Genomic DNA, 22,839 nt, shown 5'->3' with positions numbered 1-22,839 from the left:
TGCACCTCCATTTTTCGGCTTGGTTACCGTGAGCAGGCAGGCGATGCGGTGGTGAGCCAACCTTAAAATAACGCGATGCTTTTTACTCTAATATTGCAGCAAACGATGGCGCCGCTGGCGCCTCAGATGGCGCATGTTCCGACAGATCGACATATTTTGTAGGTAGCGACCATCATGTGCGCACATGATGGTCGCACCGCGTCACTTGCCGAGCCAGCGATATTCCTCGATCGACGCCTTGCCGGTCTTCTTGTCGTAGAGGCATATCAGGTTGACATTCTTGACCTTGCTCTTGCCCTTGCCCACCGAGCCGCGCAGGAGCACGGCGACTTTGCCCGTCGCGTCGTCGAAGACGATGGGAGCGGTCGCCTCCGGCGTATCCAAGCCCGACTGGCCGATGCAGGTGCCGTTCACCTTGGCAAAGAGCGCATTCCATGCGGCATCGCTGGAGGCCCCGGCATAGTGAGCCGAAAGCAGCATCGCGGCCGCCGCGATCGTCATTTTCCTGATCATTTTCAAACCATTGTTGGATGGAGAAGAATCGTTCGTCGCATGGACCCGTCTAGTGATGGATATGCGGGGCTAAAACAAGGCGGCGAATGGCCCGGATGAAGAGAGCTACGGATTCATTATTCAAGATTGTGCTTATATTCTTCCCGTGCAAGGCTGCTGTGAGCGGGAGGAAACGGCCATGAATGGTGCAGACAGCCTGTGTGATACGCTGCTGGCAAACGATGTCAGAGTGTGCTTTGCCAATCCCGGCACGTCGGAAATGCATTTCGTGGCAGCACTCGACCGCAAGCCCGAGATGCGTTGCGTTCTCGGCCTCTCCGAGGGCGTCGTTACCGGAGCAGCCGATGGTTATGCGCGCATGACCGACCGGCCGGCCGCGACCTTGCTTCACACCGGGCCGGGGCTGGCAAACGGCCTTGCCAATCTCCACAATGCCCGCCGGGCAAGGGTTCCCCTCATCAACATCGTCGGCGACCACGCCTCCTATCATCTTGCTCTCGATGCGCCGCTGACATCTGATATCGAAAGGCTTGCCGCGCCGATGTCGAACTGGGTGCGTCGCATCAGCGGCCCCGAGGATGTGGCAGGCGCGACGGAGGCTGCCTTCCGTGCCTCACTGTCACCTCCCGGTGTGGCAACGCTCATCCTGCCGGCAGATGCCGCCTGGGGGCATGTCGAAACGGATCAGCCAACCAGGCTGCCTCGGCCGATGCCATCGGCCGTGAACATGGACGTCGTGCGCCAGATTGCCGCCGCCATCAGAGATACGCCCGGCGAGGTCGGCATTCTTCTCAGCGGCGCGGCTGCCCGTGCAGACGCGCTGGAGATCGCGGGTGCAATTGCGGCCGCCAGGGATGTGCGCCTCTTCTGCGAGATGCAGCTGCCGAGGGTCGAGCGCGGCCGCGGCCGTGTCGCCCTCACCCGCATCCCCTACCCGATCGACGCCGCGCTGGATCTGCTGGCCGATATCGATGTGCTGGTACTGGCGGGCGCACCCGAGCCAGTCGCCTTCTTTGCCTATCCGGGAAAGCCTGGACGGCTGGTGCGCAAAGGCTGCAAGGTTCTGACCCTTGCAAGGCATGGCGAGGATCTCAAAGGCGCGCTGGAGGCATTGCGGGACGAACTCGGCGTCCGGCAGTCACTGCCTCCGTCAGGATCGTCAGCCCTTTCCGACGATATCGTTCCTTTCGGACATCTGACCGAGGATGCGATTGCCGTGATGGTGGCGGCGAGACTTCCCGATGATGCCATCGTCTGCGACGAAGGCGTTACCTCCGCCCGCCGCTTCTTCGAACTTTCGGCTGGTGCGGCGCCGCATGATTACCTGATGAACACCGGCGGCTCGATCGGCTGCGGCATTCCGCTTGCGACGGGTGCTGCGGTCGCCTGTCCCGACCGCAAGGTCATCAATCTGCAGGCAGACGGCAGCGCCATGTATACGGTCCAGGGCCTGTGGACGCAGGCGCGCGAAAATCTCGACGTGATCACGATCATCTTTGCCAACCGCGCCTATGCCGTGCTGCATGCCGAGATGCGCAATGTCGGCGTCGACGGCATCGGCGAGAATGCCCGGCGGATGATGAACCTCGATCACCCGGCCTGGGACTGGGTGTCGGTTGCCAAGGGCATGGGCGTTGATGCCGCGGGTGCCCATAGCTGCGAGCAATTTGCCGATCTCTTCGAAAGCGCGCTCAGGCGCCGCGGACCGTTTCTCATCGAAGCGATCATCTGAGCTTTCAGGCAAACCGATTGGCAAGCCCGCCTTTGAGACGTAGCATTCCGGCCTCAAACCGAAAGCAGAGACCTTGCGACTGCCGATCTATAGCGCGTCTCAATCACTTCCCCATACATCGATCAGCATCTTGAGAAATCGCTCCGCTGCCGGCGACAAGGTGCCGCCGCGACGTCGAACCACGCCGATAGTGCGTGATATCTCGGGATTGCGGATAGGGCGGGTGATCAGAAAAGGATGGTCCTCTCGCGGGGTTGCCATGCGTGGCAGCACAGAAATTCCAAGGCCTGCCTCTACCAATCCGAGTGAGGTGGACAGATGGGTGACCTCGTAGAACCATCGAAGCTTGATGTTCGATTTTGCCAGCGCCGCGTCGAGCAGCGTTCTGTTGCCGCTAGATCGGTGAACTGTAATCAGATGATAGGGCTCCAGTTCCGCCCAGCCGACCCATGGTTTTGCTGCAAGAAGGTGATCCTTGCGCGCTGCAAGCACGAACGGGTCTTCCGCAAGCCGCTCGAAGGTCAGATCCGGATCCGAAGTGCCCATGATATTTATGCCGAACTCGACTTCCCCGCGTGCCACCGCTTGAAGACCGTCGGTTGCCGGCAAATCGAGGATACGAAAGCGGATGTTCGGATACTCCTGATTGAACTGTCGAATGACGGTAGGCAGGAAATAGAATGCTGCCGTCGGGAGGCACGCGATCGTCACCAACCCGCCTCGATTGGCTCCAAGGTCGCGGACAGCAAACAGAGAGCCGTCGAACTCCTCCAGCATGCGTCTGACGAGCGGCACGAGCTCCGTGCCGAGAGCCGTCGCGGAGACATGCCTTGTCGTCCGCTCCAGGAGCGGCGCTCCGATGACCTGCTCCAGTTTTTGAATGCGGCGGCTCAACGCAGGCTGTGACAGATGCAGGGCGTCGGCGGCACGATGAAAGCTCTCCAGCTCTACGACGCTGAGGAAGGCTCGAAGGTCAAGGATCTCGCAATTAATGCTCATTCTGCATCAATCCTCCGATTTTTAGCATTTCACAAATAAACGCTTCTTCCGATAATTGGATCAACTGGAGCCGATTGATACGGCGATGACATAATTCGGATGGAAGCACAAGCGATGAACGACCTGTTGGCGATCCCTTGCGTACTGATGAGAGGCGGCACCTCGAAAGGGCCGTTCTTCTTGGCAAGCGATCTGCCTGCGGCTGCCGATCAACGTGACAAGATCCTGCTCTCCGTCATGGGCTCGGGTCATCCGTTGCAGATAGACGGCATCGGTGGCGGCAATCCCGTCACGAGCAAGGTGGCCATCGTCGGACCTGCCAGCATCCCCGGCGCTGACGTGGATTATCTCTTCGCCCAGGTGCGGGTCGACCAGCAGAGTGTCGATACCTCCCCGAACTGCGGCAACATGCTGGCCGCGGTCGGCCCGTTTGCCATCGAAGCCGGACTTACCCCGGTTCGTGGCGAAACGACACTCGTCCGGATCCATAACGTCAACACGGGCAAGCTGATCGAGGCCGAAGTTCCCACTCCAAACGGCAGCGTCTCCTATCTTGGCGAAGCTGCAATCGACGGCGTGCCCGGCCGCGCAGCGCCGATCGCGCTGACCTTCATGGACGCAGCAGGGGCTCGTACCGGACAGCTCTTTCCCACTGGCAAGCCAGTCGATTTGATCGGCGGTGTCGCTGTCACCTGCATCGACTGTGCAATGCCGATGATGCTGATCGAGGCAGGTTCGATCGGAGCGACCGGCTTCGAGTCGGCGGCAGAACTCAATGCTGATAAGGAATTGCTGGGGCGGCTGGAAAAGCTGCGCATCGCTGCCGGCGAACGGATGGGCCTTGGCGACGTGAGCAATCAGGTCACGCCGAAGCCGGTGCTCATTTCCCGGCCAAAATCGGGAGGTGACATCAGCGTACGGTATTTCATGCCGCATCAATGTCATCCGTCGCTTGCAACAACCGGCGCCGTAGGGATCGCCACGGCCTGCATCAGCCAGGATACAGTCGCCTCGCGTCTGATCGGCCGGCGTGCCCCTCCGGTTGTTCTTTCCATAGAGCACCCAAGCGGCCACTTGGACGTCAAACTATATGAGAGGGACGGCAAAGTCGTCGCCGGAATCCTTCGCACCGCGCGCCGGCTGTTCGAAGGACATGTATTCGCAAAACCTGTCACGCAACTCGGTTGCGCGGCATAATAATCGTGGCCGCCGGGAGGGCGCCACCAACAGGAGGAGAATATCATGCGCAAGCTCATGCTCGCCCTCGCGGCAACTGTCGTGTTTGCCGGTTCTGCGTTCGCGGACCCGGTACGCATCAGCGTTGGCTCTTACAACCTCAACAACCTCCCCTTTCCTGTCGCGCAGGGGCTTGGCCTTTATGAAAAGGAAGGCCTGGAGGTGACCGTCGAAAACTTCGCATCGGGCGGGTCGAAGACGCTTCAGGCGCTTGTTGCCGGTTCGACGGATATCGCCGTCGGTTTCTACGACCATACGATCCAGATGCAGTCGCAGAAGAAGGCTGTCGTGGCGTTCGTGCAGCTCGCCCGCAATTCAGGGCTCGTGCTGGCCGGCGGCAAGAACAGCACTTTCGACCCGGCTAAACCGGAAACGATCAAGGGCGCAAAGATCGGGATTACCTCGCCGGGCTCGTCTTCCGATTTCTTCGTCCGCTATTACCTGCAGCGCCACGGCTTGTCCGCCGCCGACGTCTCACTGATCGGCGTTGGCTCGGGATCTGCCGCCGTCGCGGCCCTTGAGCAGGGCAAGGTCGACCTCCTCGTCAACTACGATCCGGCAGCGACCTTCATCGAGGCCAAGGGCGTCGGCAAGATCCTGATCGACGGGCGCAGCGACGAGGGTGCGAAGGCGATCTATGGCGGGATTTACCCGACCTCCGTCCTCTATGCCACGCAGAGCTATATCGAGGAAAATCCGGAGACCATCCAGAAGGTCACGAATGCGACCGTCAAGGCGCTTGAGTGGATGAATAGCCACTCGGCGGAGGAGATCGTCGACAAGCTGCCGAAAGAGTTCATTTCCGGCGATCGTGACACCTACGTCAAGGCGGTCGAGAACGCGAAGGCGATCTTCTCGAAGGACGGGCGCATCAACGAGGAAGATATCAAGATTCCCCTCGCCGTCCTGAAGAGCTTCAACGAAAAAGTCGCCGCGGCCGAGATCGACCTGACGAAAACTTACACGAACGAATTTGTCGGCAAGGTCCCGAACGTCGCAGCCAACTGACAGGAGGAGGTCATGGCATTGACCGTAGTGAAAAAAACCGCACCCCCGACGGACAGTCCGTATCAATCAAAGCCGATGGTTTCCATCGACGCGGTCACCATGGCCTTCGGCGCCTATGTGGCCGTGCAGGATGTGAACCTGAAAGTCTCCGATGGCGAGTTCCTCGCCATCGTCGGTCCAACCGGCTGCGGCAAGAGCACAATACTCAATGCAATCGCCGGCCTGCTGAAACCTGCTGATGGCACCGTATCGATCGACGGTCAGCCGGTACGCGGGGTCCAGAACGACATCGGTTATCTCTTTCAGCAGGATGCCTTGCTTCCGTGGAAGACCACGATCGAGAACGTGGAGCTCGGACCCATGTTCAAGGGCGTCGGCACTGCAGAACGTCGCGAGCAGTCGATGAAATGGCTGGCGAAAGTCGGGCTCAAAGGGTTCGAGCACCGTTATCCGCATCAGCTTTCAGGAGGGCAGCGCAAGCGCGTGCAGATGGCCCAGGCGCTGATCACCGGCCCCAAGGTCATCCTGATGGATGAACCCTTCTCCGCGCTCGATATCCATACCCGCCACCTCATGCAGAACGAACTGTTGCGGCTTTGGCAGGAGGAAAGGCGCGCAGTGGTCATGATCACGCACGACCTCGAGGAGGCAATCGCTCTCGGTGATCGGGTCGTGGTGCTTGCCGCCGGACCGCGTTCGCGCGTGATCGACAGCTTCCCCGTCGATCTCGAACGCCCGCGCGATGTTGCGGAAATCAAGCTCGATCCGCGTTTCATGGATCTTTATCGCAACATTTGGTCATCGCTGCGCGGCGAAGTGGAGAAAAGCTATGAACGCCATGACTGAACGCCTCATCCAGATCGTGCTGCTGGTTGCAATTGTCGGCGGCTGGCAGGTCGGTGTCGCGGCCGGCTTCATCGATGTCTTCTTTTTCCCGGCTCCGGTCGACATCTTCAACCAGGTGGTATCCTGGGTGGCGGACGTCAGCTTTTATAGCCATGTCGCCATTACCCTGACGGAAACCGTGCTAGGCTATCTGGTCGGAACGGCATTTGGCGTGGCGGCAGGCGTCTGGCTCGGTCTCAGCCGTTCGACCGCGCGCATTCTGGACCCTTTCATCAAGGGTTTGAACGCGATCCCACGAGTCGTGCTTGCGCCGATCTTCGTACTCTGGCTCGGCCTCGGTCTCTGGTCCAAGGTGGCGCTTGCCGTGACGCTGGTGTTCTTCGTCACCTTCTTCAACGCCATGCAGGGTGTCCGGGAAGTGAACCCGGTGGTGCTATCGAACGCCCGTATTCTAGGGGCCAGGAGGTCGGACCTGCTCCGCCACGTCTACTTCCCTGCAGCAGCGAGCTGGATCCTTTCCTCCTTACGCACATCGGTCGGCTTTGCCGTCGTTGGAGCGATCATCGGTGAATACCTCGGCTCTTCAGCTGGTCTCGGCTACCTCATCGCTCAGGCGGAAGGCAATTTTGATGCAGTCGGCGTCTTCGCAGGCATCCTGATCCTGGCAGTGTTTGTCTTGATTATCGACAGCATCCTGGACGTCGCCGAGAAGCATCTCATCAAGTGGCGAACGAGCGTTTCGGAACGGCCCGCGTGACGATCTTTAGCAGCGACAGAGAAACATGTTCCAAGCGCTCTTCCTTTACCGAAAAGGGAGAGCGCAGGCGTTCTGCGCAGCCACTGGCAGGGATCGGCTTTCCAGTCGTTTAACCGTTTCTCATCGAAGCGATCATCTGAGCTTTCAGGCAAACCGGTTGGCAAGCCGGTCGTTGAGACGTAGCATTCCGGCCTCAAGCCGGAAGCCGAGGCGGATCATGACAGTTTCATCCCCGCAGCCCTCACCGCAGATCCTGCTGACCAGCGCCGGACGGGCGTGGAGCGGGCTGGCGGCCGACTTCCTGCATATTCCGCGCGGCATCTCCCGCGTTCCGGGTGGTGACATGCATCGTCTTGGCATTCACTTCGGCCCGCCCGTCAATGCCGATTGCCGCTGTGGCGGCCGACGCATGCGCCGCGTCCAGAAGCCCGGCGATATCGATGTCATCCCAGCCGGCCTCGATGGTTCCTGGGAGGATGACGCCGATTGCCGGATCCTGCGCGTAAGTCTCGACCCCTCGCGGCTGGAGCAGGTTGCCGGAGATCTCGGGCGTGATGCCGGCAAGATCGAGCTGCAGCCAAGATTCCAGCTGCGTGACACCGGCATCGAGGCGATCTGCCGGGCGATCAAGGCGGATCTGGAGGCCGATATCCCGTCCGACCCGCTCTATATCGATCTTCTCGCCAACGCGCTCGCCATCCGGCTGATCGAGACGTCGAGCGATGGCGCTCCCCGGCCCGAGATCGGTCGTGAACAAAAACTCTCGGCCCGGCAATTGCGGATGCTGACGGAATTCATCGAGACCCATCTGGACCGGAAGCTGCATCTGACGGATCTGGCTGTCGTTGCCGGCGTCAGCGTCACAAGGCTGAAGAGCCTGTTTCGCAACAGCACTGGCTTTTCCGTGCACCAATATGTCATCCGCCGCCGCGTCGAATATGCACGTGCCCTGATGACGACGACGGATATGGCCGCAAGCGAGATTGCCGTTGCCGCAGGCTTTGCCCATCAGAGCCATATGGCAACGACCATGCGCCGGCTCATCGGCCAGACACCCGGAGAGATCTTGCGCGAAGTGAGCGAATTCCGCCCGAAATTGCAAAGACCAGCCTGAATTTGTGCGACGCCTTCGGTGCGGCCCCCTAGTCCTTGCGCGTCACCAGCAAGGAGAAAGACATGATTGCAATCCTTGGAGCCGCCGGAAAGATCGGTTATTCGACCGCCAAGGCCCTGCGCGAGGCAGGGGTGCCCGTGCGCGCCATCCTGCGCGATCCGATAAAGGCTGACCGCCTGAGCGCCATCGGCTGCGAAGTCGCATTTGCCGATCTGCAGGACGCCAGGGCGCTTGCCGGAGCGATATCGGGTGCCGACAGTGTTCAGGTCATTCTGCCGGCCGACCCGCGGGCCGCAGACATAAAAGCCGATATGCGCCGCTCGATCGAAAGCATTGCCGGGGCATTGGAGGAGGCGCGCCCTGGCCTCGTGCTTGCGATTTCCGATTACGGCGCCCATCTCGGCGAAGGCTTCGCCATGCCGAGCATGTTCTACCTGTTTGAACAGCGCCTTCGCCAGCTGGATATGCGCCGGATATTCCTGCGCTCGGCCGAGCATATGGAAGGCTGGGGCCGCGTTGCGCCGATAGCGATCGCAACCGGCATTCTGCCGAGCTTTCATGACCCTGTCGAAAAGCAGATCCCCAACGTCTCGGCACAGGATGTCGGCCGGATCGCCGCCGATCTCCTGCTTCGGCCCGACATCGAAACGCGCGAGCAGATCGTCCACGCCGAAGGCCCGCGCCGCTATAGCGCAAGCGACGTGGCCGCAGCGCTGAGCCAACTGCTGGGGCGCACGATTACGGCTCAAGCCCTGCCCCGCTCGCAATGGCGGGAAAGCCTGGGCCGGGTGATGAGCGCCAGCGCTGCCGATCTCCTGACCGAGCTTTACGAGGTTCACAGCCGAGGCGGCCTCATCGATGTCGAGCCGAATGCGCGCGATGTCCGCCGAGGCTCCACCGAACTGATCGACGCGCTCAGACCTGTTGTCGCCGTGCGGTGACTTTAGGAAAGACCCCGCAAGCCGGAACCGGGTGAGGCTGAGGGGATTTACCCCTCAGCATAGGAGGTTCCGATGATCCGCAAACTGAAGTCTGGCGAATATCGTCTCTATTCCCGCAAACCCGATGCGAGGACGCACAAACGCAAGAACCTGGGCACTTTCAAGACCCGGGAGGCGGCTGAGAAACACGAGCGCGAAGTGCAGTACTTCAAGCATCACTAGAGCAACTCAGCAAACGTGCGTAGCGGCAGCAATAGCGCCGTTGTTGCGACAACTGCTCAACATGTTCAGCAGATCGGCTTCGCGTCAGCGGCCCGCCATGCCTTTCGGGTCACCCTGATAAGTAGCACCGCGGTTGGGGTCGCTGTAATAAGTCCGATAGCCGCCGCTCGAATATGTCTCTCGATAGGTGCCATTGAGCTGCTGATGCGTCTGCGAATAGAGATCTCCGTTTCGATAAGTGTTGTAGCCGCCGCCGAGATTCTGCTCTCTGATATAGGTATTGCCTGAACTGTCGGTAGAACACGGAGCCGAGACCAGATCGCAGGAAGCAGATGCGTTCCCGGCGGCCAGCAAGAAAATCCCAAACAAAACTGCTTTCATGCAAACTCCCTTTTCGCGAAAATGAATGCCACGCATGAGAGCAATGTACCCGAAGGGCGAAAGAGAACAAATAGAAAACATTTGGGCTCTGCCTCGCCCCGTCAACCGTTCGGGCCTTGTGACGATCGCGATCATCCGGTTGCTTGCAGCTTCCCTTTGCATCTGGCTTGCGTGAGACCTGTTCGTCGCTGAAGCGAGTTTTCGCCAGCTATTCCCGCACGAAGGCGCTGCGCAGCCAGTCGAGGAAATGACCCGCTGCCGGCGAGAGCGCTCGGCCAGGCTGAATGACGGCCACGAAACCGTTCTGGTAGGTCAGGAATTCCGATCGTTCCACCAGCTTGCCGCTTTTCAGCTCGTTCAGCGCAAAACGTCGCTCGACAAGCGCCACGCCAAGCCCGCTGACGGCGGCGCTGACGCAAAGATACATATGCGGAAAATAGAGCTCCGACTGCGCCGAGATCCTATATCCGGTCGCCGCCTGCCAGTTGGTCCATTGTTCGCTCAAACTGTCGGGCGAAATGCGGGTCGGGAAGCTGAACTCATCGCCAGTGGCACTGAACGGATAATCCGGTGCAGACACCAGGCCAAAGGAGACCGAGGCGAGCGGGATATGCTCGCGCCTGAACTGCGGCCGCGACAGGCGATCCCAGCTCAGCATGATATCAACCCCGTCTCTCGCCCGGCTCGGGCCAGCGTCGCGCGCGCTCGACGACATCGTCAGCTGCACGCGGCAATTTGGATAGAGGCTGTAGAATTCCGCCAGACGCGGCACCAGCCAGACCATGGCGAAGGTGGCGCTGCAGGAAAGATGCACGCTCGCTTCGTTCCGGCTCGACTTCAGCTCCTGATAGCGCTCCTCCAGAAGATCGAAGGCCCGCGAGACCGTGGTGAAGAAGGCCGCTCCATCCTCATTCAGCCGAAGCCCTGTTCCCGATTTCTCGAAGACGGGAAGCCCAAGCTGCTCCTGCAGAAGCTGCAACTGCTTGGAAACGGCCCCATGCGTACGCCCCAGCTCGTCGGCCGCGCGTGTCACCGAGCCGAGACGTGCAGTAGCCTCGAAGGCCCGGAGATAGGAGAGAGGCGGCAGATGGCGGGCCATGATTTTCTCATGTGTGAGTTTTTCTAACGGATGAAGTGAGGATAACGCGCTTTTGGAAATTCAGATACTGCCATAAAAACATGATATCCTGGTGAACAGAGCAAAGACCCCCGCATAGATATCCGTTAATAATAGGTGAGTTTTGCCAACAGAGAAAGGAAATTTCATCATGCATATGACAAATACGCTCCGCCTGTGGCGCGAACGCTGGACCGAGCGCCGCCTCTTCGCCCGCGAACTGGGTACCCTGCCCGACGAAACGCTCCGGGATTTCGGCATGACGCGTGAATCCGCCTACGAGCAGAGCCACCGGCCCTTCTGGCGCGCATAAGCCGTCGATAGGTTCAGCCTGGCAACTGCCGGTGCCATAACAGCTCGACCGGATGGAAGCGCACGAGCGAGATCCGGTGCAGGCGTGCGGCCACCGGTTGCCAGAGGCCCGTCGCACCGCTGATTGCCGCTCCAGCCTCCTCTGGGTTCAACTGCTCGCCGAGCGTGACATGCGGCACCCAGTTTTCCGGCAGGTAATGCGGCCAGCACGCCGCCCCCGCAGAGGCGGCCGCGGCATGGAAGTTCCGATGGAGGAGGAGCAGCTCCTCGGAAACGACAGGTGCTGCGAACAGAACTGATGCCGGTCCGGGAAAAAGACCGATGGCAGAAAGTTTGACGCTGGGAGCGCGCATGTCAACGCTGAAGCGGTCGAGCGCGTGTGTGAGAGGCTCGGGGTCGAGCCCGTCATAGACTGCAAGCGATATGTGCGGCTCAGCCTTCAAGCGACGAGGAGTGACGACATCGGGTGAAATACGCTCCATGTGCTCGATGATCGGCTGAAGCTCTGCTGCAGCATACGGATCCAGCTCCATGTGAACGGCAAACGGCAAGGCATCACCTGCTGTGTTTGCGGCACTATGTCAGGCGAATGAGAGAGCAACAATACCTGTTCCGGCGCATCCCTGACGCAAAGTCGGGACGCCCGCTTCACGCCGGCGGCATCCTCTCGAATTTCGGCACGGCCGGATCGAGGTGGTCCCAGCCATATCCGGCCGCAGTCCAGGATACCAGTTGCGGCTGATAGCGGCTTGGGTCGTCGAGGCTTGCCGGCGTAACGATGAAGACCTCGGGCATGTCGGGAAAGGTCATGTAGACGGCTGAACCGCATGTCGGGCAGAAGCCGCGCTGCTTGACGGTTCCACCGTCGCCGACGGTCTGCCAGAGGGATGCCTCTCCCTCGACCTTCACCTCCGCTGCCACGAAAGTCAGATGCGATTGATGTCCGGTGCCGCTGGAGCGCTGACACTGCCGGCACTGACAATCGACCATGACGGCTGGCTCGCCTGATATCTCGTAACGGATCGCGCCGCAGGCGCAGCCACCGATATAGGACTTGGTCATGTCGTTTTCCTCCTCGTTCAATGCCGTGTCTGCGAAGACGCCTCTTCGGCGACGACAGCGTCGAGCCGCTCGACAACCTTCTTCCAGCCCTCGCCCATGTTGCGATAGGCTATGTCGTTCTTCGGAAGCACGAAGCCGGAATGGACGAGGCGCAGGCGCGTCCCTTCCTCGGTCCTGGCAAGGGTGAAGGTGACGACCGTCTCCAGTTTGGAGCCGTAGCCGTCAGCATTGCTCTCATGGCCGCCCTTCCATGCATACGACAGGCGCTCATTCGGCACGACGTCGAGCACCTCGCAATGAATGGTACCATCCCATTCGCCGGCCGGTTTGGTCTGAAAGGTGAAGCGGTTGCCGGGCACGGGCGCAAATCCATCAGGCGGCATCAACCAGCGGCCGATCAGCTCGCCGCTGGTCAGCGCCTTCCAGATGATGTCAGGCGCATGCGGGAAGACTTCATCGACCACGATGGCCTGGGTGTCGGAGGCGTGTCTTTCGGGATTCATGGTTTGGTTCATGGGTCGATTTCCTTCAAGAGCTTTCTGAGATCGGTGAAGCGTTCGCGCCAGAAGATGTCGTAATGGCCCATCCAGTCGGCCAGCGGCTCCAGACCACTTGGCTCGGCGCGGTAATAGACATTGCGCCCCTCCGGGCGCTCGCTGACGAGGCCGGCCTGTTTCAGGGACTTGAGATGCTGGGAGATGGCGCCCTGCGTGACATTGCTGCCGCGGGTCAACTCGACCACGGTGATTTCCTTGGAATTGACGATGCGCTCGAACACGGCCCGCCGGGTGGGATCGGCAAGGGCACGCATGACAGCGGTTATGGCTTCGGCTTCGATCATGAAAAATCCAATAGCAGATACTAATCAATTAGTCAACACTATTGCATCTGAGCGCAATCAAAGACGGGTAATGCAACCCGCATGACGCCTTACGATCTGGTATCGGTAAGGGGCGAACGGACCTCCACACAGGCATCGCCGAACATACCTGCCCTCACCCGTGCTGTTGCCGGTGCCTGGCGATATCAGTGGACGGAACCTCGAACCGGTAGGCGCAGTTATACAGGCGAGCATCTGCGAGATTCACCCCATGTATGTCATCCTTGGCGCATCCGGACATATAGGCTCAGTCGTCATCGACGCCTTGCAGGCGTCGAGCGAGAAAGTCATCGCCGTCGTTCACAGCGCGCAAAAGGCCGCCGCCATAAAGCATGGCGGCGTTGAACCCGTCATTGCCGATGTGGCCGACACCGGGCAGCTTCGCTCCATCCTGCAAAAAGGGCGCCGCGCCTTTCTGCTGAATCCGCCGGGGGATATCAAAGGCGACACGAATGCCGAAGAAATGAAGACCGCCAGGAGTATTGCCGCAGCGCTCGACGGGTCCGGGCTTGAGAAACTCGTCGTGGCATCGACCTATGGAGCGCTTGATGGCGCCGGCATCGGCGATCTCTCTGTACTGTATGAATTCGAACGCCTCGTGAAGGCAAGCGGCATTCCGACCGCCGTCAACCGCGGCGCATATTACTTCACCAATCTCGACATGCTTCTGCAGTCTGTGAGGGAGACCGGGCGCCTGCTCACGCCCTTCCCCGCTGATATGAAGATGCCGATGGTTTCGCCAAGGGATCTCGGAGAGGCCGCCGTCGCTCGCCTCAAAAGCCCGGTTGACGATATCGGGATAGACTATGTCGAAGGTCCCGAGCGCTATTCCTTCGCCGATGTCGCCAACGCGTTTTCATCGCTTCTCGGCCGTCCCGTTACGATAGAGACGATCGCCCGCGAGAAATTCGAGGAATATTATCTCGGGCTTGGCTTTTCATGGGCAGCCGCCCGTTGCTATGCGAAGATGACTGAAGTCACCATCGACACCGGTTTCGAAATGCCCGGCCGTCCCCATCGGGGCGGGACGACGCTGGATAAGCATCTCGAAGCGCTTTTGGCAAAACACTGACGAGTCTCGCAGATACACGGCGATACAAAAAACCCCGTCTGCTGAAACATTTCCTATTCATCCCTCTGTTCAGATAGGCCCGTCGCCCGGTTACGGGTTCACCAGTCTGAGGGAAAGATAGTTAGATGAAGACCACCATGATCATGGCAGCAGGCGCTCTCATCATCGCCGGCGGAACGGGCCTGACGTCGGTTTATGCCGACCAGCCCATCCGGCGCACCGACCTCGTCAAGAACGACATCGACGTGCCCGGTCACGAGGCCTCACAGGTCCGCGTCGATTTCGGCCCCGGCGCCTTTGCGCCCAAGCATCACCATCCGGGCGAAGAGATCGCCTATGTCATCGAAGGTACACTGGAATATCAGCTGGATGGTCGAAAGCCTGTGACGCTCAAGGCCGGCCAGTCGCTGTTCATCCCCACGGGCGTCGCCCATTCGGCGCGGAATGTCGGAGATGGCAAGGCCTCGGAACTCGCCACCTATATCGTCACCAAGGGTTCGCCGCTCGTTGTACCGGTGAAGTAATCAGGCGGAAGATACGAGCCATCGCGCTATTGGCGGTGGCCGGCGACGGCAGATGATCAGCCCGCGACGAGAATTTCAGCAGGCTTTCTCGACGATCGCTCCCTTTAAACCTAGCGCCTGACGACTGGCCCAGCTTACTGACTGGACGAAGCGGGCTCATTCTCGTCGTAGAGCCGGACACCCGGGATAGCGGGCAGCCAGGGCTCGCGTCTGACAGTCCATACCTCGACCATGGGCCTGATATTATCAGGTGCCGTATCCAGGGTTCCGACAAAGACTTCCACGCCATCGTCGAACATGAAAAACAGCCGCGAGCCGCAGATCGGGCAGAAGGATCGCTTGTCGTAGGTGTTGATCTCGCCATCCATCTTGAACTTCGAGCGCCGCCAGTTGGCTGTCGCCGAGAAGATCGAGCCGGTGAGCTTCCGGCACTTGGTGCAGTGGCAGAGCCCTGATTGATACGGCTCGCCTTCGACTTCGTATCGGACTGCGCCGCAGGCACAGCCGCCTGTTCTAATAGTGCCCATCGCCCTTGCCTCCTCCGCACCGGCACATGCATCACCCAGCATAGCCGATATAGGGCCGAATGCAGCCTGCTTGTCGCCAGCCGTTACCGGTGATATGAGCTCTGCATGGACAGGACCGTGATCAACACCGTCGCGATGATGATGCCGCGCTCATAGCGTGGCGGGTTTCGTGCGTCCATAATGCACCAGTGACCGCCCTCGAGGCGGTCTTTTTATGGGTCGATCCGTCTCGCGGGCAAACAGCCTTCGGAAGGATCAACCGATGAACGAGCCCGATACCTATATCACCACCTCCATCCCCTATGTGAACGCCGCCCCGCATGTGGGTTTTGCGCTTGAACTCGTGCAGGGCGACGCCTATGCGCGCCATTTCCGCCTGCTTGGCCGCAACGTCCGTTTTCAGTGCGGCACCGATGACAACAGCTTGAAGAATGTTCGCTCGGCGGAAGCTGCGAGCGTGCCCGTAGCGGATTTCGTGAACGCCAATGCCGACAGGTTCGAACGGCTCGGGACGCGCCTCGATATTTCCAACGATGAATTCGTGCGCACCTCGCGCGACCCGCGGCATGTCGCTTGCGTGCATGCCTTGTGGAACGCCTGCGCCGACAATGGCGACCTCTATCGCAAGGCCTATGAGGGCCTCTATTGCGTCGGCTGCGAGCAGTTTTACGAGGCGTCGGACCTCGTTGACGGCTGCTGCCCGGAACACCGTGTGCCCCTCGAACTCGTCAGGGAGGAAAACTGGTTCTTCCGCCTCTCACGCCACGGCAAGCGGCTGCTGCACCTCATCGAAACCAACGAGCTGAAGATCGTGCCGCCCCACCGGCGCAACGAGGTGCTCGTACTCGTCAGGCGCGGCCTCGACGACATCAGCGTCTCGCGCAGCGCCGAACGGGCGCGCGGCTGGGGTGTTCCCGTGCCTGATGGTGATGAAGTCGTCTATGTCTGGTTCGATGCGCTGGCGAACTACCTGACGGGACTCGGCTACGGCACCGATCACGAACTCTTCGACCGCTACTGGACCACCAGCGGTGAGCGCACTCACGTCGTCGGCAAGGGGATTTCCAAGTTCCACGCCATCTATTGGCCGGCCATTCTGCTTTCAGCGGGTCTGCCGCCGTCGTCGATCACTGTACACGGCTATGTCACCGTCGATGGCCGGAAGATCGGCAAATCGGCTGGAAACGGCATCGATCCTGATGACATCATCAAGGCTTACGGCACGCCGGATGCGCTGCGCTATTACCTGCTCCGGCATGTCCGCTCGGGAGAGGATGGGGATTTCTCGGCCGAGCGTCTGGAAGCTGCCTGGACAGGAGAGCTCGGCGGCCAGCTCGGCAACCTCGCCAACCGGGTGCTGGCACTTGTCTCGTCGGCCTTCGGCGGGGTCGTTCCGCCACTGCAGGAGAGTGATTTCACGGAAGAGGCGGCGCGGCTTCCTGCGAAAGTGACTCAGGCCTTCGATGCTTATGAGCTGCATGTCGGCCTCGCTGATATCTTCGCTCTTGTTGGAGAGGCGAACCGGCGTTTTGCCAAACGCGCGCCATGGGCGGACGCCAAGGCCCTATTGGGTGACCTGACGCCCACGGAGAGGAAGGAGACGGGTGAGCGTCTCGGTGCCTGCCTTGCAGAGCAGGTGTACGGGCTGGCGGTGATTGCGCGGTGCCTTCTGCCCTTCCTGCCGCGATCGGCTGCGGCGTTGCATAGCAGGCTTGGGGTTGAGGTGCCTGATGTTTACAGCGCCCCGCTTGTCGTCGACGGGGTCAGAACGGCCTCGGACACGGTGCTCTTTCCGAGGAGAGTGCCGGGTCAAGCTGACGAACTGAGCGGCTGATTGGGCCGTGAGCCATTCCCAACACAGATGAGGGATGGTGAGGCATCACTACAGGGTCACACCCTCACCTCACCACATCGTCTTGGCGGCGCGCGCCGGCCATTCGCGGTCATAGGTCTCGTGGTCGAAATCACCGACTGCATCCTTCAGCATCTGTCCGGGCGTCGGCAGGTTTGCGGGATCGACGAAGTGGTCGGCGTTCCAGAGTTCGGCGCGCATCACCGCACGGGCGCATTGAAAATAGACTTCGACGATGCTGATGACGACGACAGTGCGCGGATGCTTGCCGTCCATCTCGAAGCTCTCAAGCAGCGCCTCGTCATTGGAAACGACGCCGCGGCCGTTGATGCGCATCACCGTGTTGGAGCCGGGGATGAGGAACATCAGCGAAAGGCGTGGATCGCGCACGATGTTGGAAAGCGAATCGACGCGGTTGTTGCCGCGCCAGTCGGGAAGATGCAGCGTCGTATCGTCAATGATGCGCACCACGCCACCGAGATCGCCGCGCGGCGAGCAGTCGAGACCTTCCGGGCCGACGGTCGCAAGCGCCACGAAGGGCGACCTCTCGATCATTCCGCGATAGAGCGGCGTCAGCGCCTTCGTTACCTTGTCGACGGAGGCCTGCGACAGGCCCGCGCCATAGATTGCGTTGAGCTCTTCGATATTGCTGATGATTTTCATCCGTATCCCGCCCGAGAGCGCCGTGCGTCCGTTCGGACGCACAAAGGACGCTCTAACCTCTTTGAATCTGCGCATCAGGCTTTCCGAAAATCGATTCGGATTTCGCGCCGATGCTGTGGTGCCGGCCGTCTGACCTGCGGCCGGGCGGACGCTACACCGATGCGCGACGCGCCGGAAGCTCAAAAATCGGAATGATCTCAGCATCTTTTTTGATGTCTTCCTCTGCGAGGAAAGCCGCGATCTCGCTCAGCACCGGCTCTGCCGAGATGATGCGCCGGTGGCCGAACCCATTTGCCCAGGACAGGCGCACATGATCGCCGGAAGCCGCATAACGCCGCGCGTGGTCGGCACTGACTTCCTTGTCGTCCTCGGCATGGATGACCAGCACCGGCTTGCCGATGGCTGCGGCAGTCTTTCCCGCATCGAATGCCTCCAGTCTCCGGCCGGTGACGCGCTCCACGACATCCTCGAGCGCGGCCTGTGCGGCCGGTTTCAGCCGCAGCATTCGGCCGAAATCGGTAAACAGCCATTGCATTTCACTCGGCGAGCCGATCAGCACCATACGCTCGGCCGAGACGGGCTTCACATCCGGCAGCATGGCGGAGGCAGAAACCATCAGCGCCGCGCCGCCGAAGGAATGGCCGATAACGGCATCGAAGTGGCCGAAGCGGGCTTCAGCCGCCGCAATCGCTTTGACCGCCAGCCCCATATGCAGGAAATGCCCGCCGGCCCGGCCGTGGCCGGGAAAATCGAGCGCGATCACTTCCGCACCCGTGTCTGCCAGCATCGTCACGAGGTCGGCCATATAGGCCATGCCGGATCCCCAGCCATGCGTGACGAGGTAACGCTTGCGCCGGCCGAGCGCCCCGCCGTTCAGCCTGTAAGCATGAGCGCGCGTACCCTCGACGGGCAGCAGGAAGCGTTCTGCGCTCGCGAGCCTCGCAACACCCGCCGCATGCGTCGCTCTCGCCTTCCCACCTTTGGGTCTGGCAGGTGGCGTTCGGCAGAACAGCCGGAAAGCCGCTTCGCCGGCAAGGCGCGGGGAAACGGCTTGCATGAGCGAAAATCCGAGGCGGGTGACCTTCAGCGTAAAGTTTGCCATGATGGGATTCCAATAATGTTCAACACTGAACAATAAAGTACAACGATGAACAAAAATCAATCCCTACCCTGGGATCATCCGCGTTTTCGCAGCTGGATCGCGGTGGCTCGCGCCTGCCAGCTCATGCAGCAATCCCTGGCGCGCTCGCTTTCTGATCTCGACATCAAGCCGCCGCATCTCGATATTCTCGTCAACCTCTATCGCTTCGAAGGCATTTCGCAGCAGGAGCTGGCACGCAAGCTGCTGGTCGGCCGCTCCAACATGAGCATGCTCTTGCCGCAGATGGAAAAGCGCGGCCTGATCGTGCGGCGAGATGACGAACGCGACAAGCGCGTGCTGCGCCTGCATCTCACACAAGAGGGCCGCAAGCTCACCGAGGAAGCCATGGCCATCCAGACGAGCCTTATCGAACGCACGCTGTCGGCAGAGCCGATCGAGCAATGCATGGCAACCGCCGATTCGATGGAGCGCATTATCGGAGTGTTGCTGCGGGATCTGCGCGACGAGGATTGAGGTTTATATTCTCCCGATCAATCTGCCGCAGACGTCGGAGATGGCTCGAGCATAGCCCCTGCACCGCTACGAGATTGTGTCGGCGCGCTGACGGGTATGGCTGCGGCGCTTCCTCCAGAGCCTATATGTTAGCAGAGCGCTTACGACCATCACTTGTCTATTGATTTCCGTTGCGAAATTATGCAAGATTTAGTTGTATCCATTGTGCCGGATCGATAGGCCAATGGCTGCTGAAGCGGTACCTTCGGATGACAACATGATCTGGAACCATCGCATCACACGCATCACTGTCGGTCTGCTGCTGCTGGCACTCATTACTGTCGTCGCATTGCCAGCGATCACCGGCTTTACGAGCCTTGACGGTACGGTCAACGCGCGTTTCGCTCTCGTCAATGCACCAATCGACGGCACGATTGCAGAAGAGCCCCTCAAGGTGGGCAGCCCGGTCAAAGGGGGACAGTCTCTCGCAGAGATCAAAAATACGCGCGTCAATCGCGCGATCCTCGCCTCGCTCGAAGCAGATCGCAACACGGCGCTCGACCGCGTCGCAGCGCTGAAAAAGGAACGGGCGGAACTCTCTCAGCTTCGCGAGGAGCTGTCCGCCAGATTGGAAGTCTACAGGCAGACCACCATTGCCAATCTTGAACGCGAAGTCGAAATCCTGCGGAAGAAGGTCGAGGTGTCGCAAGCTCAGGACCTGGTCGCGCAGGTCGACCTCAACCGCCGGATGGAGCTCAAGTCGAGAGGCATTCTTACGCAGAAGCTGGTTGAGGTCGCGCGCGCCGCCGGTGCTGCGACCGGCGGCGAGGTCGAAATCAGCAACTTAACTGTCGATCAATTGCAACAACGGCTCAATGCTGTCCGCCAGGGCATCTTTGTCTTCGGTGACGGACAGAATGATGTGCCCTATTCACGGCAGCGCGAAGACGAGGTCATTATTCACATCAACGACCTGAACTCGCGCATAGCCGAAAATGAGACGCGCGCTGCCGAAGCTCAAAAGCAGTTGCTCGAAGAGAAAAACCGCGTCAGCAGCCTTGAATCCGCAACCGCAATAGCACCGTTCGACGGTGTTGTCTGGAGCAGGAGTATCGTCAACGGTTCGAACGTGGTGCTTAACAACGAGCTGATGCGCCTCCTCGACTGTCGAGAACTGTTTGTCGATATCCTTGTTCCGGAGGTCGACTATGACGACATCTATCCGGACCTTGCTGCGCAAGTCCGCCTGTTCGGCCGCAGTGATGTCTTCAAGGGTACGGTCATTTCTGTAAGAGGCAGCTCGGCGGCTGTCGAAACCGATTCCTTTGCAGCCAGTCTGCCGCCATCGACACAGCGTAACGCCCGCATTCGGGTCCGCCTCGATCCATCCTTCATGAACGGGGATTTTGCGAACTTCTGCCAGGTGGGGCGCACCGTGCAGGTGCGGTTTTCCAAACACGGCATCAACCTGTCAAACTGGGTTAAAAACCTGTGGTTCAGTATCTTGTAGCACTGGTTCCGACCTTTCTCGTTCTGGCCTTCTTCTTCCTGGGGCCATTCAATTGGTCGCGCCATCGCACCTGGACGCGGACGGTGACCTGCGTGTTTGTGGCAGCAGTCCTACTGCGATACATGTTCTGGCGCTTGACCGAGACTGTTCTTCCCTATCCCAACGACGGTCTGAATTTCTATTGGGTCTGGATCCTGTTTGTGGTCGAGATTCTGGCCTGCGTCGAAGTGGTCCTTTTTTTGATATTGATGAGCCGCTACGTCGATCGGAGCGCAGAAGCCGACAGGCTGGCTCACGTTTTCTTTGCGCGCGACAAGCGTGAATTGCCAACTGTGGATGTTTTCATTCCTACCTATAACGAGCCGCTCGACGTGCTCGAGCGAACCATCATCGGTGCGCGCGCGCTGGATTATCCTGCCGACAAATTAAACGTGTATGTGCTTGACGACCAACGTCGGGACTGGCTCAAGGCCTATTGCGAGGAGAAGAACGCCATCCACGTCACGCGCGGCGACAATAAGCATGCCAAAGCGGGCAATATGAACAATGGGCTGAAGGTCAGCTCGGGCGAGTTTATTGCGATCTTCGACGCGGATTTTGTTCCCTATCGACATTTCCTGCGCCGGACACTGCCCTTCTTTAGCGATGAAAGCATCGGCATCGTCCAGACACCGCAACATTTCTTCAATGTCGATCCGGTGCAATCGAACCTGGGCTTGGAGAATATCTGGCCGGACGAGCAGCGCCTGTTCTTCGACGAGATCGCCCCGAGCCGGGACGCCTGGGACGTCAGTTTCTGCTGCGGGTCATGCTCGATTGCGCGGCGCACGGCCGTCGACGCCATAGGCGGGTTTCCGACGGAGTCGATCACCGAGGACCTGCTGACAACTCTTTCGATGCTCAACAAAGGCTACAAGACACGCTACCTGAATGAGCGGCTATCGATGGGACTGGCCGCCGAGAACCTGACAGGTTATTTCGTGCAGCGCGAGCGGTGGTGTCAGGGGGGTATTCAAACTCTTTACCTGTACAATGGCCCGCTGCGCGGACCGGGATTGACGCTCTTTCAACGGATCATGTTTCTGCCGATGTCATGGCTGGTACAGTATCTGGTCCGCTTCGCGATACTGCTCGTTCCGATCGTCTATCTCTGGCTCGGCCTGCTCCCGCTCTATTTCACGGAGATATCCGATTACGTGTCGCATCAGGTGCCGCTGCTGGCGGCGTATTTTCTGCTTATGCTGTGGATCACGCCGACCCGTTATCTGCCTGTGGTTTCCAGCGCGGTCGGGACCTTCGCGGCATTCCGCATGTTGCCTACCGTCGTCTCCAGCCTGGTGAGGCCATTTGGCAAGCCGTTCAGGGTGACGCCGAAGGGCAGCGGCAACGAGTCGAACCTGTTCGACCGTTACAGTTTCGCCTGGATCGCAAGCCTGATCACGGTCACCGTCCTCGGTCTTGTGGTCAATATCGTGCCGGAAACGTCGCCTATACAAGGTCAGTTTTCGCCGGTCGCCGCCGTTTGGTCAGGTATCAATATCATCGTCATGCTCATCGCCTCCCTGATCTGCTTTGAGAAGCCCCGGCGCCTGTTTCATGCGTTCAAGCTCGATGAAGCCGCTAAGGTCGACGATGTCCCCGGTAAGGTCGTCAGTTTGGCCCTGGACAAGGCGGTCGTTGCGGTCCCCGTCACGGCGCGATTTCAATCAAAATCGGTCATGCTGAAGCTGCCCGGCTTCGCCCCGTTCGAAGCAGAACTCGGACAGGTCACTCAGCGAGGTAGGAGCATAAGTCGCGGCGGCGATAAGCAAGCTTACTATCTGCACCTGTATTTCGAACTCAGTGGCGCTGCTCGCGATAACATGATTGTGAAACTCTACACCGGTCAATATTCGCGGGACATCCGCGACATCGACAAAGTCGCCGTCTCCATCAATCTTTTGATGCGGTCCTTCGGGCGAACGCGCACGTTGTAGT

The 22,839-nt window shown here is 59.9% G+C and carries 26 protein-coding genes; 15 read left to right on the top strand and 11 right to left on the bottom strand.

Going from position 1 to position 22,839, the window contains the following annotated elements:
• Positions 1 to 201: 201 nt before the first annotated feature.
• On the bottom strand, positions 202 to 501 hold the full coding sequence (locus tag FHT92_RS25595) for a hypothetical protein (RefSeq protein ID WP_246735557.1): 300 nt from the start codon (positions 499 to 501) through the stop codon (positions 202 to 204).
• 190 nt (positions 502 to 691) lie between these two features.
• On the opposite strand from FHT92_RS25595, the gene FHT92_RS25590 reads away from it, so the two are divergent.
• The gene (locus FHT92_RS25590) at positions 692 to 2,245 is read left to right on the top strand and encodes an acetolactate synthase large subunit (protein ID WP_183830649.1); all 1,554 of its coding nucleotides are present in this window, start codon (positions 692 to 694) and stop codon (positions 2,243 to 2,245) included.
• Positions 2,246 to 2,344: 99 nt separating this feature from the next.
• On the opposite strand, the gene FHT92_RS25585 is transcribed toward FHT92_RS25590, so the two are convergent.
• Positions 2,345 to 3,244, bottom strand: coding sequence for a LysR family transcriptional regulator (locus FHT92_RS25585; RefSeq protein WP_183746631.1), 900 nt, complete (start codon positions 3,242 to 3,244; stop codon positions 2,345 to 2,347).
• A gap of 114 nt (positions 3,245 to 3,358) precedes the next feature.
• On the opposite strand from FHT92_RS25585, the gene FHT92_RS25580 reads away from it, so the two are divergent.
• The 7 genes from FHT92_RS25580 to FHT92_RS25550 all read left to right on the top strand — a co-directional run bounded on the left by FHT92_RS25580 (position 3,359) and on the right by FHT92_RS25550 (position 9,368).
• The gene (locus FHT92_RS25580; protein WP_183830647.1) at positions 3,359 to 4,441 is read left to right on the top strand and encodes a 4-oxalomesaconate tautomerase; all 1,083 of its coding nucleotides are present in this window, start codon (positions 3,359 to 3,361) and stop codon (positions 4,439 to 4,441) included.
• A gap of 45 nt (positions 4,442 to 4,486) precedes the next feature.
• Complete coding sequence (locus FHT92_RS25575) at positions 4,487 to 5,488, top strand: ABC transporter substrate-binding protein (RefSeq protein ID WP_183746625.1); 1,002 nt, start codon at positions 4,487 to 4,489, stop codon at positions 5,486 to 5,488.
• Between the two features lie 12 nt (positions 5,489 to 5,500).
• On the top strand, positions 5,501 to 6,334 hold the full coding sequence (locus tag FHT92_RS25570; protein WP_183830645.1) for an ABC transporter ATP-binding protein: 834 nt from the start codon (positions 5,501 to 5,503) through the stop codon (positions 6,332 to 6,334).
• Complete coding sequence (locus FHT92_RS25565; RefSeq protein ID WP_183830644.1) at positions 6,318 to 7,091, top strand: ABC transporter permease; 774 nt, start codon at positions 6,318 to 6,320, stop codon at positions 7,089 to 7,091. Before FHT92_RS25570 ends, FHT92_RS25565 begins: the two co-directional genes overlap by 17 nt.
• Positions 7,092 to 7,308: 217 nt before the next feature.
• Positions 7,309 to 8,205, top strand: coding sequence for an AraC family transcriptional regulator (locus FHT92_RS25560; protein ID WP_183830642.1), 897 nt, complete (start codon positions 7,309 to 7,311; stop codon positions 8,203 to 8,205).
• A 62-nt stretch (positions 8,206 to 8,267) separates the two neighbouring features.
• Complete coding sequence (locus FHT92_RS25555; protein WP_183830640.1) at positions 8,268 to 9,146, top strand: NmrA family NAD(P)-binding protein; 879 nt, start codon at positions 8,268 to 8,270, stop codon at positions 9,144 to 9,146.
• Between the two features lie 72 nt (positions 9,147 to 9,218).
• The gene (locus tag FHT92_RS25550; protein ID WP_183830637.1) at positions 9,219 to 9,368 is read left to right on the top strand and encodes a hypothetical protein; all 150 of its coding nucleotides are present in this window, start codon (positions 9,219 to 9,221) and stop codon (positions 9,366 to 9,368) included.
• Between the two features lie 84 nt (positions 9,369 to 9,452).
• On the opposite strand, the gene FHT92_RS25545 is transcribed toward FHT92_RS25550, so the two are convergent.
• Both FHT92_RS25545 and FHT92_RS25540 read right to left on the bottom strand, forming a co-directional pair.
• Positions 9,453 to 9,749, bottom strand: a complete 297-nt coding sequence (locus FHT92_RS25545) for a hypothetical protein (RefSeq protein WP_183746611.1) — start codon at positions 9,747 to 9,749, stop codon at positions 9,453 to 9,455.
• Positions 9,750 to 9,957: 208 nt separating this feature from the next.
• Positions 9,958 to 10,848: a LysR substrate-binding domain-containing protein gene (locus tag FHT92_RS25540; protein ID WP_183746608.1), complete on the bottom strand. Its 891-nt coding sequence runs from the start codon at positions 10,846 to 10,848 to the stop codon at positions 9,958 to 9,960.
• A 169-nt stretch (positions 10,849 to 11,017) separates the two neighbouring features.
• On the opposite strand from FHT92_RS25540, the gene FHT92_RS25535 reads away from it, so the two are divergent.
• Complete coding sequence (locus FHT92_RS25535; protein ID WP_183830634.1) at positions 11,018 to 11,179, top strand: DUF1127 domain-containing protein; 162 nt, start codon at positions 11,018 to 11,020, stop codon at positions 11,177 to 11,179.
• A gap of 13 nt (positions 11,180 to 11,192) precedes the next feature.
• Here FHT92_RS25535 and FHT92_RS25530 read toward each other — a convergent pair whose 3' ends face one another.
• The 4 genes from FHT92_RS25530 to FHT92_RS25515 all read right to left on the bottom strand — a co-directional run bounded on the left by FHT92_RS25530 (position 11,193) and on the right by FHT92_RS25515 (position 13,081).
• Positions 11,193 to 11,729, bottom strand: a complete 537-nt coding sequence (locus tag FHT92_RS25530; RefSeq protein ID WP_183830631.1) for a 2'-5' RNA ligase family protein — start codon at positions 11,727 to 11,729, stop codon at positions 11,193 to 11,195.
• Positions 11,730 to 11,826: 97 nt separating this feature from the next.
• A complete protein-coding gene (locus FHT92_RS25525) occupies positions 11,827 to 12,240 on the bottom strand; it encodes a GFA family protein (RefSeq protein WP_183830628.1) in 414 nt (137 codons plus the stop codon).
• A 17-nt stretch (positions 12,241 to 12,257) separates the two neighbouring features.
• Positions 12,258 to 12,755: an SRPBCC family protein gene (locus FHT92_RS25520; protein WP_183830626.1), complete on the bottom strand. Its 498-nt coding sequence runs from the start codon at positions 12,753 to 12,755 to the stop codon at positions 12,258 to 12,260.
• Positions 12,752 to 13,081, bottom strand: a complete 330-nt coding sequence (locus FHT92_RS25515; protein WP_183830622.1) for an ArsR/SmtB family transcription factor — start codon at positions 13,079 to 13,081, stop codon at positions 12,752 to 12,754. Before FHT92_RS25515 ends, FHT92_RS25520 begins: the two co-directional genes overlap by 4 nt.
• 250 nt (positions 13,082 to 13,331) lie before the next feature.
• Here FHT92_RS25515 and FHT92_RS25510 point away from each other — a divergent pair, with 250 nt between their 5' ends.
• Both FHT92_RS25510 and FHT92_RS25505 read left to right on the top strand, forming a co-directional pair.
• On the top strand, positions 13,332 to 14,192 hold the full coding sequence (locus FHT92_RS25510; protein ID WP_183830619.1) for an NmrA family NAD(P)-binding protein: 861 nt from the start codon (positions 13,332 to 13,334) through the stop codon (positions 14,190 to 14,192).
• A gap of 137 nt (positions 14,193 to 14,329) precedes the next feature.
• Positions 14,330 to 14,716, top strand: a complete 387-nt coding sequence (locus FHT92_RS25505) for a cupin domain-containing protein (protein WP_246735561.1) — start codon at positions 14,330 to 14,332, stop codon at positions 14,714 to 14,716.
• Positions 14,717 to 14,850: 134 nt separating this feature from the next.
• Here the strand turns inward: FHT92_RS25505 and FHT92_RS25500 are convergent, their stop codons facing one another.
• Positions 14,851 to 15,243, bottom strand: a complete 393-nt coding sequence (locus FHT92_RS25500; RefSeq protein WP_183830613.1) for a GFA family protein — start codon at positions 15,241 to 15,243, stop codon at positions 14,851 to 14,853.
• Positions 15,244 to 15,505: 262 nt separating this feature from the next.
• Here FHT92_RS25500 and metG point away from each other — a divergent pair, with 262 nt between their 5' ends.
• Positions 15,506 to 17,077 (top strand): methionine--tRNA ligase, encoded by a 1,572-nt coding sequence (metG, locus tag FHT92_RS25495; protein WP_183830610.1) that lies wholly within the window; start codon positions 15,506 to 15,508, stop codon positions 17,075 to 17,077.
• Between the two features lie 69 nt (positions 17,078 to 17,146).
• Here metG and FHT92_RS25490 read toward each other — a convergent pair whose 3' ends face one another.
• Entirely contained in the window at positions 17,147 to 17,758 is a 612-nt protein-coding gene (locus FHT92_RS25490) for a pyridoxamine 5'-phosphate oxidase family protein (protein ID WP_183747564.1), read from the bottom strand.
• A 151-nt stretch (positions 17,759 to 17,909) separates the two neighbouring features.
• Positions 17,910 to 18,860, bottom strand: coding sequence for an alpha/beta hydrolase (locus FHT92_RS25485; protein WP_183830607.1), 951 nt, complete (start codon positions 18,858 to 18,860; stop codon positions 17,910 to 17,912).
• Positions 18,861 to 18,905: 45 nt separating this feature from the next.
• Here FHT92_RS25485 and FHT92_RS25480 point away from each other — a divergent pair, with 45 nt between their 5' ends.
• From FHT92_RS25480 to FHT92_RS25470, 3 genes are all read left to right on the top strand, one after another.
• A complete protein-coding gene (locus FHT92_RS25480) occupies positions 18,906 to 19,373 on the top strand; it encodes a MarR family winged helix-turn-helix transcriptional regulator (protein WP_183830603.1) in 468 nt (155 codons plus the stop codon).
• A gap of 256 nt (positions 19,374 to 19,629) precedes the next feature.
• Positions 19,630 to 20,862 carry an HlyD family secretion protein gene (locus tag FHT92_RS25475; protein WP_183830600.1) on the top strand — a complete coding sequence of 411 codons (1,233 nt, stop codon included), beginning with the start codon at positions 19,630 to 19,632 and terminating at the stop codon, positions 20,860 to 20,862.
• Positions 20,844 to 22,838, top strand: a complete 1,995-nt coding sequence (locus tag FHT92_RS25470) for a glycosyltransferase (protein ID WP_183746573.1) — start codon at positions 20,844 to 20,846, stop codon at positions 22,836 to 22,838. The genes FHT92_RS25475 and FHT92_RS25470 overlap by 19 nt, the downstream gene beginning before the upstream one ends.
• Position 22,839 lies beyond the last annotated feature (1 nt).

It is taken from the genome of Rhizobium sp. BK377 (assembly GCF_014193935.1).
In the GTDB taxonomy this organism is placed as follows: domain Bacteria; phylum Pseudomonadota; class Alphaproteobacteria; order Rhizobiales; family Rhizobiaceae; genus Rhizobium.
This window is presented reverse-complemented; position numbering and strand designations above follow the sequence as displayed.